Origin of the sequence: Candidatus Stoquefichus sp. SB1, assembly GCF_001244545.1 — a bacterium.
GTDB lineage: Bacteria > Bacillota_I > Bacilli_A > Erysipelotrichales > Coprobacillaceae > Stoquefichus.
Genome location: NZ_LN852696.1, coordinates 677,134 through 691,966, shown reverse-complemented (window position 1 = coordinate 691,966; position 14,833 = coordinate 677,134). Strand labels below are relative to the sequence as shown.

The following is a 14,833-nucleotide window of genomic DNA, read 5'->3' as shown; positions in this document are numbered from 1 at the left end:
CTCCTTGTAAATAAAAAACTCAAGAAAATCCGTGCACTGATCCTCCTGAGTTTAGCCTAATTTAATAGTGACTACCTCTATTCATTTAACTCCTGACAATTTCGTAAATGTAAAACCAAATAATTCTTTTCAGAATCACTCATTTCTTTATCAAACTTATCTTCTAAATATTTTGATAATTGGTCAATACATTCTTGTTCTTCTTTAAAAACTCCTTGTATTGTTTCTTTTAACAAACGATTCTGTGATTGATTCTCTTTTCCTTCTATAAATCGTTTAGCAAAATATTTAACATGATTAACCAATCTTGTATATGCCAATGAATTTTCTTTTACATCTTTGAGATAATATTTCCTTATAAAAGAAACACTTTCATTGACAACTTTGAAAATTGCATCAAAATCTTCTCGCTTCTGTTGAAAACTATTCTCAATAATATGCATGGCTATATATCCTACCTCATCATTAGGAATTTGAATGTGAAACATACGATTAATCATTTCTTTAGCATACAGACCAATTTTATATTCTTGTTGATAGAATTGCTGAATATCTATAAGAAAGGGATTTTCTAAATCAATACCCTCTTGAATTCTTTGTAAAGCAAAATATATATGATCAGTAAGTCCTAAATATATGTTTTCATTTAATATCAAATTATATTTTCTTTTCGCATATTGAACTATTTTTTCAGTTAATTCAATATATTGTCCTGGAATTTGTGATATTAACTCTGCTAATTTATTATTATCAGCAACTGAAAAAACTTTTTGTATTTTTTGTTCATCAATAATATCTCCAGCCTTTTTATGAAATCCAATACCTGTTCCCACAACAATAACCTCTTCTTGTTGTTGATCTTTAGCCATAACAACATTATTATTAAGTGGTTTTGTTATAATCATATTTTCACCTTCTTCACTTTCATTAATTCTTCTCCAACCTGTACATAATCTGCAGAACTTTTTAATAGTTGATATTCTGCGGAATTTTCAATAACAATCATCGTTGTTGCTTGGTAATTCTGTTTTATTTTATGAAGTTGGAATGTCATTATTTGCTCTCCTGCTTTAACATAATCTCCAACTTTTACAAGAGGATGGAATCCATTTCCATTTAATTCAACAGTATCAATACCTACATGAACAATGATATTCATTCCGTCTACAGAAGTCATTGCAATAACATGTCGTGTCGGAAAAACAACAGTAATAACTCCAGTAGCAGGTGCATAAATCTTTCCATCATGAGGTTCTATAGCCACTCCATCCCCCATCATCTTTTGACGAAAGACTTCATCATTTACTTCCTCTAAAGGTATGATCTGACCATTAATTGGTGCATAAATTGTTTGACCATCATCATGTATATTTATACTCTTTTTAAAAAACATTCCAATATCCTCCTATAAATATAAAAACCAAAACTAACAATGTTAATTTTGGTTTAGCCTGCATTACCAGTGACATTTCCTATTTAATTTCTTTTTCTAGATAAATCTTATCATTCCTTTTTTAAGATGTCAACTATAAATCAAAAAATTGTTAAAATTCAGCGATAATGTTATCATGTTTTTAATACTCCTTTATAAGGATTATGAAGGAGATTTTTCTTATTGAAAAAGAAGAGGTTTTTGATCTGTTATCCCAAAAAATAAATGATGATTTAAATCTTTACTATGATCATTTATCTATTCTTACCAGTTATTCTAAAAGACAGTTTATTCATTTGTCTCATGACATCCTAGAAAATGACCAGTCCAATAAAAGATAGTATTGAATGCTTCTTAACACGCTATTCAATGCTATCTTATTTTGAATCATTTATTCATGACCATATTTTTTTCTATCGTCTTCAATATTTCCTTTATGCTGTAAAGACTTTTCAGTATACTGCATAATTTCAAATTTATTGCCATCAGGATCATGAACCCACATTTGCCATGTTTCTGATTGACCTTTATTTGGTTCGATATCAATCTCTACACCAGCTTTGACTAATTCTTCTCTTGCTTCATGAATATCATCAACCATTAATGCAAAATGTGAATAACCTAATCTTGTATCTGGAGATTCATGTTCTAATTGTCCATCACCTTTTGGAAAAAGTTCTAAATACTGTCCAGGTGCTAATTCGATAAATATATAAGCAATATCATGTGGGCGTGTCTCAGCTCTTGCTGCCCATGCTCCTCTTTCTTTTTTTCCTTTATATGCTTCATAACGCATAATAATTTTTGCTTTTAATCCTAACTTATTTTCATAGAAATCTCTCATTTCATCTATTTGATCTGTATAAAACGAAAGATGCATAACTTCATTAAATTTCATTATCATTATCCTCCATTTTTCAACTGATATATTTTATCGTTCTGATAAAACTCAGACCCCTCTCCTTAAATATTCAATTGATTCATTATTTCTTTCTCTTTAAAGTTTCCTCTTTGATATAATTTTGATACCAGTAAAAAGAATCTTTAGGAATCCTTTTGAATGATCCCGTTCCATCATCATTTCTATCTACATAAATAAATCCATAACGTTTTGACATCATGCCTTCACTTGTTGAAACAACATCCATCGCAGCCCATGTCAAATAACCAATAATATCAACACCATCTTCAATCGCTAACTTCATTTGTTCGATATGCTTTTGTAAATAATCAATACGATAATCATCATGAATCTGATTATTTTCAACTTGATCATATGTTCCTAAACCATTTTCTACAACCATAATAGGAATCTCATAACGCTCATACATATTGTTTAACATAATCCGAAATCCCAAAGGATCTATTGTCCAATGAAAAGCAGTCTTTTCTAAATAAGGATTATCTAAGACATGTGTATGAGAAGCAAGTGAACTTTTATAATATGATACAGCAATGAAATCTAAAGAATAATCTTTGAGAATCTTTAAATCTTCATTACGCATTTCAATCCCATAATCTAACATTTCCTTTTGAAAATAATATGGATAAATACCTTTTACCATGACATCTGTATACCGATTATTCTTTCTTTCATTTTCCACCATTATTTGATAATCAACCGGTGAAGATGTGAGTGGGTAACAGGGCGTACCTGCCACTTCACAGCCTACTTTTAAAGAATCATCAATGTCATGACAAGCTTTGACCAATAGAGCATTTGCTAATAACTGATTGTAAGCACAAAGATGTAAGATCGTTTCTCTATCTTCATCTGGTTGAAGAACTGCTCCGCCAACCATATATAAAGCACTATTCATCACGTTGATTTCACAAAATGATATCCAATATTTCACTCTATCGTGATATCTATTAACAATTGTATGAACATATTTTTGGTAAAGTTCAACTGTTTTTCGATTCGTAAAACCATTGTATTTTTGGACAATCCATAATGGCATATCAAAATGAATTGTTGTGATAATTGGTTCAATATGATATTTCAATAATTCATTAATGACATTATCATAGAACTGTAGTCCCTCTTCATTTGGCTGGTCACTATCATCTAGATAGATACGTGACCAAAGAATAGAAAACCTTAAGGCCTTTAAACCCATTTTCGCAAACATAGCAATATCTTCTTGATAATGTTCATAGAATTCAACACCATCTTGTGATGGATAAAAACCTTCTGGTCTTTGTAAATAACATCCAGGATTATCTAAATATTGAAATCGTGTATCTTTTCCTTGAGGAATAATATCAACAACTGTCTCACTTCGGCTATGAAAACCACCTTCACATTGACCACCACTTAAAGAACTTCCCCATAAAAAATTATGATTCATGATTGGGTCCATCCTTTTGACTTAAATAAACAATATTTTCTAATAATTGAATACATCTTAAAGAATCATCATGTGTCATTTGAGGATGTTCATTCCAATGATGATTGAAAGCATCATGAACTGCTTTAATCTCTGTATAAAAATCATCATTGATATAAGGCTGTTCAATTATATAAGATTCATCATTTATAATCACTGTCGCCTGAGTTGGGCGATAAAAAGGAACACATTCTATTCTCCCCTTTGTTCCAATAATCACCATTTTCTTTTCTTTTTGACGATCTAATGCACATTCAATACGCGCTGTTTGATGTGAATGAAACTGAATTTCAATATCATCATAAACATCAACACCATATTGACAAATCTGTTGAATATGAATATCCTCAAATTGTGATGAAATAAAATCAAGAATTGATGCAATGTTATAAATAGCGACATCATATAAAGCACCACCCTGATCTTTTTCAAAAAAATAGCTTTTTTCATCATAGGGAACTTGATTACAAAATGATGTTTCAATTCTTATAATATCTCCAATCACATCTTTTTGAATCAATGTCTTTAATCGATCTCTTAAAGGAATAAAACGACTCTTCATAGCTTCCATAAAAAAGATATGGTTTTGTTGTGAAATACGTACCAGATCTAAAATTTGATGATAATACAAAGTCGCTGGTTTTTCACATAAAACAGCTTTATTTTTTAATAATGCTTTCTTTGACCACTCATAATGATCTTTATGTCTTAATGCGATATAAACAACATCAATCATGGGATCATCTAAAAGTTCATCATAATTATCATAAACTCTCACATTAGGATGTTCTTTTTGAAATTGTTTTCTCGTTTCAAAAGTTCTTGAAGCCCCAGCATAAAGCATTCCATCATCACAATAACTAAGTCCCTCTATAAAACGATGAGTAATTCTACCTAGTCCAATAATGCCCCATCTAATCATAATCTTCTCCTAGTATCTGAGCAATCGATGAACATCCTACACCTACACGATCAACTCCTAATTGAATCAGTTCGATTAATCTTTCACGTGTACGCACACACCCAGACCCTTTTACTTTTATTTTTCCTTGAGCTGCTTTGATTATTAAAGCAATAACTTCAGGTGAGGCACCCTGTAAATGATCACTTTTCAAATAACCTGTTGATGTTTTGACAAAATCTGCTTGTCCTTTCACACAACAATCAACAGCTATTTTTATTTCTTCATCTGTTAAAGCATCAGTTTCTATAATCACTTTTAAGCCGACATGATGTTGATGACACATTTCACTTATCAGTGAAATTTCATCAATGACCTGATCATATTTTTGGCTCTTTAATAATCCATAATTCATAACCATATCAATTTCAAAGATATCCCCTTTTTCAATAATCATCTGAGCCTGCATTAATTTAGATTGTGTATGACTTGCTCCAAAAGGAAAATCACAAACAACACAAAGTTTTGTCTTTGAATTTTGAATACATTCTTTTGCAATATCAATTGCTCCTGGATTAACACATATACTTTGACAACCATAATGAACACCTATCATCATTTTCTCTTTGAGCTGTTCAATTGTAAGTTGAGGATCTAAAACAGCATGATCAATATAACTTGCTAAATCACTTTGAGAAAAACACTTTGTTTTTTCCATTTTCTTAACCTCATTATTTATATTTTATTCTTATCAGATTTCCCATAAGTCCTGGGAAATCACCCGATTTAATTTTTTCCTGATTTTCTAAATGAGCGATAAACCATTTATTTTTCTTTTTTAAAATACCCTCTCTTTGCTTTAAAACATCGCCTGTTCCTTTTAATAACAGGCAGATTGTTAAAAATCCTTCATCACTTACACAGATGGGTGTGTAATGAAGCGTTGTACTATAACATTCTACAATTGTTCCTTTAGGTACATAAAAGATTTCACACATTTGAGAATCATATGTATTTCCTTTCATATCCCAAATATGACCTACTACCAGAATATAATCAGTGGCAGCGATAATCGTCTCGCTGCCCTGATGATATTCAACGCCGTTTAATACATCATTATGACCAGAAACGACACCAGCCATAACATCCATATATCCATAAACCTTTTGTGAAATTTTTTGGATTGATGAAAATTGCTCAATTGCTAAGACGCTTGGTTGGTAACAAGTTCCAAGTTTGGGAGGATGGACGTTTGTTGATACATAAGCAATCACATCATTGACATCTTCATCAATTCGTTTTCCAAAAGTCTGGAAACTTTCATCATCAATACTTTTTATAGAGTAATGGGGATTGAGCCCCTGTAAAGTCTTTAAATCCATATTACTATTTTTGTCTTTCTTCAATATCTTTCAACATATCAATTCTGACTTGATGTCGACCACCTTCATATTCACCAGTTAGCCATGCATCAACTATCATTTTTGCAAGTTCTATCCCCACAACTCTGGCTCCAAAAGCCAACATATTGGTATTATTATGTTCTCTTGAAAGTTTAGCTGAATAAGGTTCACTACACGTCACACAACGAATACCATTGACCTTATTGGCTGCTAATGAAATACCAACACCTGTTCCACAAATCACAATTCCTTTATCTACAACACCTGCAATAACAGCATTGGCAACTGCCTCACCAGCTACCGGATAATTAAATCTATCTGTACTATCTGTTCCATAATTGATCACTTCATAGCCATATTTTTCTTGAATATATTTTGTTATTTCTTTTTTATATTCAACAGCCACATGATCATTTCCTATTCCTATTTTCATAACCTCTCTCCTCATCTTTTTTATCTTAGTGGAGTTGCCATCTTCGCCCAAGTATAAGCTTTTCCCTTCATTGTAATAGCAAGCTGATAAATGTTTTCTGGCCATGTTCCACCACCAAAACCACCATCACCAATCGCATGTATATCTGCCCCTGTTTGTTTCATTAAAATAGCAATTTGTCTAATTGTATCTTGATCAGCAATTTCAACATTACTATCTAAGAAGCACATAACTAAAGTTCCAGGTTTATATCGATGTGTATATTCTGTTAATTCTCTAATCATTTCAACTGTAATACCATGTCTTGAACCTGGTGCTGGTAAATCAATCACATCAGCTCCAGCATCAATTAATTCTTTAATCACTGCTTTGGCATCATAATCAGCAAGTGGATCACCTAAAACTTTTTCAACAATACCATCTTCCCATTTTCCAGCAAAAATTAACATATCTTCACCCAATGTTTCTCTCGCTTCTTTGGTTGCACGAATAACATCATATATAGATGTTCCACTTCCTGGATTACCACCTAAAACTATGAAGGATGCCCCAAGTTCTTTAGCTTTTAAAGCATTTTCTTTTGAATAAAGCATACTTTTCATTTCAGCTTTTTTAGGATCTAAATCCAAATCATCATTGGCTTTTGGACATCCCATATAAATTCCTACTGGTTTTTGAGCGACTTTCGCTCTTAACTCTTTTAAAGTTAAACCTTGCATCCCAGCTGCTTCTTGAGGATTTTCAAAATGAAAACCATTAAGCATCACCATATCACCACCAAATGCAAACATCAGTTCTGTACTTGTACAATCAGGAATTAATATTGGATTATTTAAATATGTTTGTCCCATAATGACACGACCTTCTGATTTTAAAATTGCTTCTTTTAATTGCATTGGTGTGTATTGAGCAACTTCACTTGCTTTAGCAGTAATTAATCTTGTAATACGATAATCTAATTTCATAATTTCTCCTTATTCCTTCTTATTTATCTAAATCCTGCTGCTGTTTTTAACCAAGTTAAACGACGCCCCTTAATAGTCATCGCCAGTTGATAAATATCTTCTGGTGTTGACATGCCACTACAACCGGCATCACCAATCGCATGAATATCTGCTCCTGTTTGTTTAGACATTAAGCCGCATAATCTCACGGTTCCTTCATCAGAACCTTCTACAGAACCATCTAAAAATGACATAGCTAAAGTAGACTTATCACCATATTCATGAACAAATGTCACAAGTTCTCTCATGCTTTCAACAGTCACTCCAGTTCTTGAACCTGGCATCGGTAAACAGATAACATCAGCTCCAGCATCAATTAACTTAGCAATCACTTCCTTGCTATCCTTACGAAGGGGATCACCTAATACCTTTTCTTTAACACCATCTTCCCATTTTCCAGCCCAAATCATCACTTGATCACCTAAAATGGCCTTTGCACGTTTCGTTGCATCAATAATTGTTTCCATTGATGTTCCTGTTCCTGGATTGCCAGCTAAAACAACAAAATCTACATCTTCATCAATGAGTTTCTTAAGATTTTCATCACTTGCAACTCTTTCTCTTCTAATTAATGAAGTTCCTGCCTGGGTTGACGTTGAAGCAGAAGGATCATCACCCACACCACATTCTAAATAAACACCTAAAGGTCCTTTGGTTAATGTTTTCATCTCTTTTAAACGATAAGATTCATGAACATATTGTCCATCTTTATAAACATCGACTTGAAAAGCTGGGATTTCAATTGTTTCATCCATTGGATACCCATTAAAGAAAACCATATCAGCACCCATAGATTCAGCTAATTCAGCATTTGTTGTGCCTTCTAGCAAAGGTGAATGTCCAACATAATTCTGTGATAAAATGACACGTCCTTCACATGCACGAATAGAATCTTTCAGTTGTTTAGCAGTCATTGTGCGTATTTCACTACGCGTTGAACTTATTAATCTTCTTGGCATAATTCTCTCCTACTTTCCTAATAATGCAATCGCATGGTCTAAAACTTTTTGACCATTCATCATTCCATAATCTTGCATATTAATAACTTCAACAGGTTTATCAGGGTACATTCCTTTGATTTTATTCAATTCATAACGAACTTGTGGTCCTAATAAAATAACTTCTGCTTTGTCACCATATGATGCAACTGAACCAACTGGATGAGCTTCAATATGAACTGTTATCCCTTTTTTCGTAGCTGCTTCATTCATACGATTGACTAACAGACTTGTTGACATACCAGCGGCACATACTAATAAAATATTCATACTTTTTTCCTCCTTATAATTGTCTTAGTGTTTTGATAATTTCCTGATAACTTTTTCCCTTGCCAAACAATGCCGATGTTCCTAAGATAAATCCATCCACCCCTTTTTGTGATAAAGTTTGAATTCTTTCTGGTGAACATGCTCCATCAATCATGACTTTAAAACCATATTGTTTTTTCAATTCACAAAACTGATCAAATTTATGATCAACAAATCCTAAATATTTTTGTCCAGCAAATCCTGGGTTAACACTCATAACAAGAACATAATCGACTAAGCTCAATGTTTCTTTGATAGATTCAATCGATGTTCCAGGATTCACTGCAAGTCCAGGGTGAACACCAGCATCTTTAATCATTTGTAATGTTCTGGTAATATGGGGATCATTTTCAGCATGAACATAAATAATTTCAACCCCCAAATCTGCAAATTTTTGTATATAATCACTGGCTTTATTCACCATTAAATGGACATCACATGGTTTTTGAGTTGCTTGAATGATATACTCTATATCTTGTAATCCCATACCAAAGTTTGGTACAAAATTTCCATCCATAACATCTAGATGGAAAATATCTACACCAGCTTCATCTAATTCATTGACTTCTTTTTCCAAATTTCCAAAATGTGCACACATCATTGATGGGCATAATAACTTTTCCATAATTCTCTCCCCTCGGTAAAACGTTTACTCATCGATTGAAGAAATAAAGGTTTTCACCTTTATCTCTAATATTTAATATCATTTGCTAAATCTTCACCATGACTAGCAATCACTTTTTTATACCAGTAGAAAGATTTCTTTGGATAACGTTTCATCGATTTGATTGTATGTTCATATCTATCAACATAAATAAATCCATAACGTTTTACAAATCCTTCTCTTGTAGAATGTAAATCATGAGCAGACCAAGTTAAATAGCCTAATAACTCAACCCCATCAGCCACTGCTTCTTTCATACATTGAATATGTTTTGCTAAATAATCAATACGATAATCATCATGTACTTTATGATTTTCATCTAATTCTTCTGTAGCACCCATACCATTTTCAAGAATTAAGATTGGTAATTGATAACGATGATAAATTTCCATTAATTGATAATAGAAACCATCTGGATCAATAATCCATCCCCATTCTGTTTCATTACAATAAGGATTGAGATCACCACTACGATATTGTACCAAAGCTTCTTGAACTTCTTTTGGTGCTGGAGCTTCTTTTAAAACTTCACCATCTTCATCAACTCTCGCAACACTTGTTGAGTAATATGTTGTAGAAATTAAATCAGGTTTCACTGATGCAATTAATTCCTCATCACCTGGTTCCATATGTGGCATACAATCTATTTCTGTTAAATAATTGATAAAGTATTGTGGATAATGTCCTCGACAGTAAACATCTAAGTAGGCCCAATTTGTCATATACATCTGTGTCAATGCTTTACGTGCATCTTTAGGATTGCAAGTGGCTGGATAAACAACACCTGTTGCACAATTTGGACCAATTTTTGCATCTGGATCAATTTCATGACAGGCATTGACGCATCTTGCATAGGCTAAGGTTAAATGATGTTCCACCTGCCATGTTTCTTTATCTGTCAAATCATTATTTCCCATAATATATTCTTGATCTAGGTGAAATAAATTTGGTTCATTGAATGGTGTATAATATTGAATTCTGCCTTTGAAATGTTCAAAAATTGTACTGACATATTGAATATATAAATCAATCACTTTACGATCCAAGAATCCTCTATATTTATCAAGTAATACTTGTGGTAAATCATAAGCATAGAGTGTTGCTACTGGAGTGATACCTCTTTTGATTAGGCCATCAACCATACGATCATAAAATGCTAATCCTTTTTCATTTGGTGTTTCTTCTTCACCAGTAGGATAAATCCTTGTCCAGGCAATTGAGAAACGATAGATTGAAAATCCCATTTCTTGATACAAATCTAAATCTTCTTCTAAATGATGATAATGATCGCTCGCAATATGAAAGTTAGAATAACCATTTTTGAGTACACGTGTATCACTTATAGACACACCTTTGCCATCTTCATTCCATGCACCTTCAAATTGTTGAGCATTTGTTGAACTTCCCCACATAAATGCATCTGGTAACTTTTTTGTCATAATCCTTTCCTCTTCTTTCTTTATCTTTACAAACTTATTGTAATGCGAATGAGTAAACGTTTCCACACAAGTTAATGGCACAAGGTGTGCCATTATGAACTATTTCATTTTGTTCACTTTATTGATACACTTTCATATAGAAAGAAACCGTTTTCATAATCATTTGAAAATATTGGAAAAAACCTTTATAATGAATGCAGGAGTGAAATTTATGGATAAAAAACGAAGTATATCAATCAAAGAAATTGCGAAGCTCTCAAATGTTTCTGTTGCAACAGTTTCAAGAGTCATTAATAATAATGGGCGCTTCTCTGAAGAAACAAGAAAGAAAGTACAAGGAATTATAGATAAATATGGTTATACAACAAATATGGCTGCAAAGAGTTTAAGAATGTCAAAATCTAAGACAGTTGGATTGATTGTTCCAAATATTGATAATGAATGGTTTTCACATTTGGTTTTAGAAATAGAAAAATATTTTTTTGAACAAAATTATTCAGTTTTTATATGTAATACATCTCAAGATGAAAAAAAAGAAATTGCTTATTTTAAATCATTAGATTCTAAATTAGTTGATGGTATCATGTGTATTTCAGGAATTGAAGAAATCCCCACTGATGTCATCAGTCGAGATATTCCAATTGTTTGTATAGATAGAAAACCAAAAGATCATAATAATGTTTATTATGTAGAATCTAATCACTATAGTGGTGGTTATTTAGCTACAGAAGAATTAATTAAACAGGGCTGTCAAAGAATTGCAATTGTTTCTCGTAATAAAACATTATCAGTTAATAAACAACGTTTAGAAGGCTATCGTCAAGCATTAAAAGATTATGGTTTACAAGAATATAAAGAATTACAAATTTTATTAGATCCTAATTCAGCCAATTATGAAGGAGCAAGAGAAGCGATGAATTCATTAATTAAAGCAGGTATTTCTTTTGATGGTGTTTTTGCTACAAATGACTGGCGTGCCTATGGTGTTATGGTCGCTTTAACTGAAAATAATATCCTTGTTCCTCAAGATGTAAAAGTCATTGGATTTGATGATATCTCTATTTCTCATTCATGTCACCCTTCTTTATCAACAATTAGACAAGATACCAAAGGATTAGCACAAAAAGCATCGAGTCTATTATTAAATTTAATGAATGATAAAGAAATTCAATTAGAAGAAAGGCGTTTTATTTTTCCAGTTGAAGTCATTAGACGTGATTCTACTGATACTGACTCTCAAATCGATTAAATCTATAACAAAGATATAACATACTAACAGGTGATACGTATCACCTGTTTTATTATTTTTGCCAATAAAAAGAACATTCACATAACATTGAATGTTCCCTCATATAATCAATAAAGAACTTGATGATTTAATAATCAATATTATTTTCTAAATCTTCACCATCACTCTTAATAACCTTTTGATACCAATAAAAAGATTTTTTAGGATATCTCTTTAAATCTAACAAATCATCAAAATCACGATTGATATAAACAAAACCATATCTTTTTCTAATCTCTTTATGACTACTTAAAAAATCAATTGGACTCCATGCTAAATACCCTAATAAATCAACACCATCATGTTCAACAGCACGTTTTAAACTTGTTATATGTTTTTGATAATAACTGATTCTTTCATCATCATAAACTTTTCCATCAACTAATTTTTCATCAATGCCTATACCATTTTCAACAATAAACAATGGTTTATGATAGCGATCATATAAATCAATTAATGAGTATCTTAGTCCTTCAGCATCAATCTGCCATCCCCATTCATTTGCTGTATAATGAGGATTTTTAAGACCACGTTGATCAAATAAAATAGCATCTTCTAATTCAATCAAATCCTCTATATCATCAAATGAACTTTGTACACCACTACGATAATATGAAAACGCTAAATAATCTAATTTTTCAGAAGCATCTTTCACAACTTGTTTTTCATCCTCATTAAAAAGAATATCAATATTTCTTTTTTCAACAAAATTTATAAAATACTCAGGTAACTGTCCTGATGTCATAATATCAAATGGCAAATAATTATGCATTTTATTTTTAAAATCAGCTGCAATGATATCTTCACTGCGACAAGTTAAAGGATAAAAAGGTGCATGTCCTATCATTCCACCAATCCATGCTTTTGCATCAATTCGCTTAATGACTTCTACTGCACGGGCATGGGCTATTGCTGTATTCACAGACAAATGGGCAAATAGTTCTGCCAAACTCATATCATCAGGGCGATAAGCTCCAGCAACCAAATCAGACTGATAAGGTGCTAAGTTGATTTCATTATATGTTAACCAATATTTAACTTTTCCTTGTAGTCTAGAAACAACTGCCTCAACATGTTTAGCATAAAAATCAATAACCTGTTTATTTAAAAAACCATTATACTTTCTTAGCAAATGATCTGGCATATCAAAATGAACCAAAGAAACAACAGGTTCAATACCTTTTTCTAAAAGATAGTCAACCATATCCTCATAATAATCTAATCCCTTTTGATTGGGAACTTCATCATCTCCCTGAGGATGAATTCTTGACCAAACAACGGAAAAACGATAAGCTTTAAATCCCATTTCTGCCATTAAATCAATATCTTCTTTATAATGATGATAATGATCAGTAGCGACTTTGGTATCACAAAACATTGGAACAATTCCTTTTTCTGGTGTAACAACCAATGTATCATAAACATTTAATCCTTTTCCATCTTCTAAATATCCACCTTCAGCTTGTACATTACTTAAAGCTGCACCCCATAAAAAATCTTTTTTCATTTTCTTATCCTCACTTTGTTGTCATCATAATTGTCATTTGTCCATTCAATTGAACTTGATTATTGATTGGGATCAAAAAACTATCTCCTATTTTAACTTCTCTATTATCAACTGTTCCACTGCCTTTTACAATTGTCGCAAGTTGATAATTGTCATAACAATATTCATACAATCCAGTTATTTCTAATTTTGTAACTGTAAAAGAGTCATTAGAAATAAAGACAGTCTGTTGATAGTGCTCACCACTTGTCACCATAGGATGAATATCATTTTTCATTGCTTGCCTATCATAAGATAAACAATCAATAGCTTGTTCTAAATGAAGCTCACGTTCTTTACCATGTTCATCTTTGCGATGATAATCATAGAAACGATATGTGATATCTGTTGCTTGTTGAATTTCGTAAACAATACTTCCTTTTTTTAAAGCATGTAAGAGCCCAGCTGGCAAATAAACAAAATCTCCCTTATGAACATCTAAATGGCGAATCAGTTCATCCCAATGATCCGCTTGAATATATTTTCTTAAATCTTCTTCATTTTTCGCTTCATGTCCATAAACAATATTCGCATTTTCCTGAGCTTCAATAAAATACCACGCTTCATTTTTACCAGATGCAAAGCCAACATGATGGGCATGCTCATCGTCAGGATGAACTTGTAGACTCAAGTCATCTTCAGGAGCAACAAGAGAAATAATAACTGGGAAATCCTCATATGGATGACCAAATAATTCCTGATGTGTCTGCCATAATTCTAATAATGTTTTTCCTTGATATGGATCACTAATACAAATTGTTGATGCATTCTCTTGGGCACTAAATGACCATGACTGGCCTATACCATCAGGAAAATCTTTATATCCAAAATAATCTTTTAATAGTGTATGTCCCCAGATAGCAGGTCTAGGAATCGGTTTAAAAAATAATACGCTCATAATACGCCTCCTTCTTTTATTCTAAAGTAATCTGCACTCTTCTCAATAGATTGAATAGTCATAAGTTATGACAAAATATCCATTGAAAAAAATACGCAATACTCTGAATTCATCATGAAAGTATTACG

16 protein-coding genes are annotated in these 14,833 nt (G+C 32.1%); 1 reads left to right on the top strand and 15 read right to left on the bottom strand.

The window, feature by feature from the left end:
• Positions 1–77: 77 nt before the first annotated feature.
• The 13 genes from BN1865_RS15860 to BN1865_RS15800 form a co-directional block, all read right to left on the bottom strand.
• On the bottom strand, positions 78–905 hold the full coding sequence (locus tag BN1865_RS15860; protein WP_050638226.1) for a PRD domain-containing protein: 828 nt from the start codon (positions 903–905) through the stop codon (positions 78–80).
• Positions 902–1,393 carry a PTS sugar transporter subunit IIA gene (locus BN1865_RS15855; RefSeq protein WP_050638225.1) on the bottom strand — a complete coding sequence of 164 codons (492 nt, stop codon included), beginning with the start codon at positions 1,391–1,393 and terminating at the stop codon, positions 902–904. The genes BN1865_RS15860 and BN1865_RS15855 overlap by 4 nt, the downstream gene beginning before the upstream one ends.
• 430 nt (positions 1,394–1,823) lie before the next feature.
• Positions 1,824–2,330, bottom strand: coding sequence for a VOC family protein (locus BN1865_RS15850; RefSeq protein ID WP_050638224.1), 507 nt, complete (start codon positions 2,328–2,330; stop codon positions 1,824–1,826).
• An 85-nt stretch (positions 2,331–2,415) separates the two neighbouring features.
• Positions 2,416–3,783, bottom strand: a complete 1,368-nt coding sequence (locus BN1865_RS15845; protein ID WP_050638223.1) for a glycoside hydrolase family 1 protein — start codon at positions 3,781–3,783, stop codon at positions 2,416–2,418.
• Complete coding sequence (locus BN1865_RS15840) at positions 3,773–4,744, bottom strand: Gfo/Idh/MocA family protein (RefSeq protein ID WP_050638222.1); 972 nt, start codon at positions 4,742–4,744, stop codon at positions 3,773–3,775. The genes BN1865_RS15845 and BN1865_RS15840 overlap by 11 nt, the downstream gene beginning before the upstream one ends.
• Positions 4,737–5,441 (bottom strand): deoxyribose-phosphate aldolase, encoded by a 705-nt coding sequence (deoC, locus tag BN1865_RS15835; protein WP_050638221.1) that lies wholly within the window; start codon positions 5,439–5,441, stop codon positions 4,737–4,739. The genes BN1865_RS15840 and deoC overlap by 8 nt, the downstream gene beginning before the upstream one ends.
• A 13-nt stretch (positions 5,442–5,454) precedes the next feature.
• Positions 5,455–6,105 carry a DUF4867 family protein gene (locus tag BN1865_RS15830; protein WP_050638613.1) on the bottom strand — a complete coding sequence of 217 codons (651 nt, stop codon included), beginning with the start codon at positions 6,103–6,105 and terminating at the stop codon, positions 5,455–5,457.
• 4 nt (positions 6,106–6,109) lie between these two features.
• Complete coding sequence (rpiB, locus tag BN1865_RS15825; protein ID WP_050638220.1) at positions 6,110–6,559, bottom strand: ribose 5-phosphate isomerase B; 450 nt, start codon at positions 6,557–6,559, stop codon at positions 6,110–6,112.
• Between the two features lie 20 nt (positions 6,560–6,579).
• Positions 6,580–7,524, bottom strand: coding sequence for a DUF7916 family protein (locus BN1865_RS15820; protein WP_050638219.1), 945 nt, complete (start codon positions 7,522–7,524; stop codon positions 6,580–6,582).
• A gap of 23 nt (positions 7,525–7,547) precedes the next feature.
• Complete coding sequence (locus tag BN1865_RS15815) at positions 7,548–8,522, bottom strand: DUF7916 family protein (RefSeq protein WP_050638218.1); 975 nt, start codon at positions 8,520–8,522, stop codon at positions 7,548–7,550.
• Positions 8,523–8,531: 9 nt separating this feature from the next.
• Positions 8,532–8,831 carry a PTS sugar transporter subunit IIB gene (locus tag BN1865_RS15810; RefSeq protein ID WP_050638217.1) on the bottom strand — a complete coding sequence of 100 codons (300 nt, stop codon included), beginning with the start codon at positions 8,829–8,831 and terminating at the stop codon, positions 8,532–8,534.
• Between the two features lie 13 nt (positions 8,832–8,844).
• The gene (locus BN1865_RS15805; protein WP_050638216.1) at positions 8,845–9,495 is read right to left on the bottom strand and encodes a ribulose-phosphate 3-epimerase; all 651 of its coding nucleotides are present in this window, start codon (positions 9,493–9,495) and stop codon (positions 8,845–8,847) included.
• Positions 9,496–9,560: 65 nt separating this feature from the next.
• Positions 9,561–10,973 carry a glycoside hydrolase family 1 protein gene (locus tag BN1865_RS15800; protein ID WP_050638215.1) on the bottom strand — a complete coding sequence of 471 codons (1,413 nt, stop codon included), beginning with the start codon at positions 10,971–10,973 and terminating at the stop codon, positions 9,561–9,563.
• Between the two features lie 211 nt (positions 10,974–11,184).
• Here BN1865_RS15800 and BN1865_RS15795 point away from each other — a divergent pair, with 211 nt between their 5' ends.
• Complete coding sequence (locus tag BN1865_RS15795; RefSeq protein ID WP_050638214.1) at positions 11,185–12,222, top strand: LacI family DNA-binding transcriptional regulator; 1,038 nt, start codon at positions 11,185–11,187, stop codon at positions 12,220–12,222.
• 127 nt (positions 12,223–12,349) lie between these two features.
• Here BN1865_RS15795 and BN1865_RS15790 read toward each other — a convergent pair whose 3' ends face one another.
• Complete coding sequence (locus BN1865_RS15790) at positions 12,350–13,768, bottom strand: glycoside hydrolase family 1 protein (protein ID WP_050638213.1); 1,419 nt, start codon at positions 13,766–13,768, stop codon at positions 12,350–12,352.
• 10 nt (positions 13,769–13,778) lie between these two features.
• Positions 13,779–14,705, bottom strand: a complete 927-nt coding sequence (locus tag BN1865_RS15785; protein ID WP_050638212.1) for a type I phosphomannose isomerase catalytic subunit — start codon at positions 14,703–14,705, stop codon at positions 13,779–13,781.
• Positions 14,706–14,833: the final 128 nt, after the last annotated feature.

What these genes read in the sequence shown, in the direction of transcription:
- BN1865_RS15810 (WP_050638217.1), bottom strand. Translation starts at nt 8,831, where the DNA reads ATGAATATTTTATTAGTATGTGCCGCTGGTATGTCAACAAGTCTGTTA.
- BN1865_RS15850 (WP_050638224.1), bottom strand. Translation starts at nt 2,330, where the DNA reads ATGAAATTTAATGAAGTTATGCATCTTTCGTTTTATACAGATCAAATA.
- BN1865_RS15785 (WP_050638212.1), bottom strand. Translation starts at nt 14,705, where the DNA reads ATGAGCGTATTATTTTTTAAACCGATTCCTAGACCTGCTATCTGGGGA.
- BN1865_RS15840 (WP_050638222.1), bottom strand. Translation starts at nt 4,744, where the DNA reads ATGATTAGATGGGGCATTATTGGACTAGGTAGAATTACTCATCGTTTT.
- BN1865_RS15805 (WP_050638216.1), bottom strand. Translation starts at nt 9,495, where the DNA reads ATGGAAAAGTTATTATGCCCATCAATGATGTGTGCACATTTTGGAAAT.
- BN1865_RS15820 (WP_050638219.1), bottom strand. Translation starts at nt 7,524, where the DNA reads ATGAAATTAGATTATCGTATTACAAGATTAATTACTGCTAAAGCAAGT.
- deoC (WP_050638221.1), bottom strand. Translation starts at nt 5,441, where the DNA reads ATGGAAAAAACAAAGTGTTTTTCTCAAAGTGATTTAGCAAGTTATATT.
- BN1865_RS15800 (WP_050638215.1), bottom strand. Translation starts at nt 10,973, where the DNA reads ATGACAAAAAAGTTACCAGATGCATTTATGTGGGGAAGTTCAACAAAT.
- BN1865_RS15855 (WP_050638225.1), bottom strand. Translation starts at nt 1,393, where the DNA reads ATGTTTTTTAAAAAGAGTATAAATATACATGATGATGGTCAAACAATT.
- BN1865_RS15845 (WP_050638223.1), bottom strand. Translation starts at nt 3,783, where the DNA reads ATGAATCATAATTTTTTATGGGGAAGTTCTTTAAGTGGTGGTCAATGT.
- BN1865_RS15795 (WP_050638214.1), top strand. Translation starts at nt 11,185, where the DNA reads ATGGATAAAAAACGAAGTATATCAATCAAAGAAATTGCGAAGCTCTCA.
- rpiB (WP_050638220.1), bottom strand. Translation starts at nt 6,559, where the DNA reads ATGAAAATAGGAATAGGAAATGATCATGTGGCTGTTGAATATAAAAAA.
- BN1865_RS15830 (WP_050638613.1), bottom strand. Translation starts at nt 6,105, where the DNA reads ATGGATTTAAAGACTTTACAGGGGCTCAATCCCCATTACTCTATAAAA.
- BN1865_RS15815 (WP_050638218.1), bottom strand. Translation starts at nt 8,522, where the DNA reads ATGCCAAGAAGATTAATAAGTTCAACGCGTAGTGAAATACGCACAATG.
- BN1865_RS15790 (WP_050638213.1), bottom strand. Translation starts at nt 13,768, where the DNA reads ATGAAAAAAGATTTTTTATGGGGTGCAGCTTTAAGTAATGTACAAGCT.
- BN1865_RS15860 (WP_050638226.1), bottom strand. Translation starts at nt 905, where the DNA reads ATGATTATAACAAAACCACTTAATAATAATGTTGTTATGGCTAAAGAT.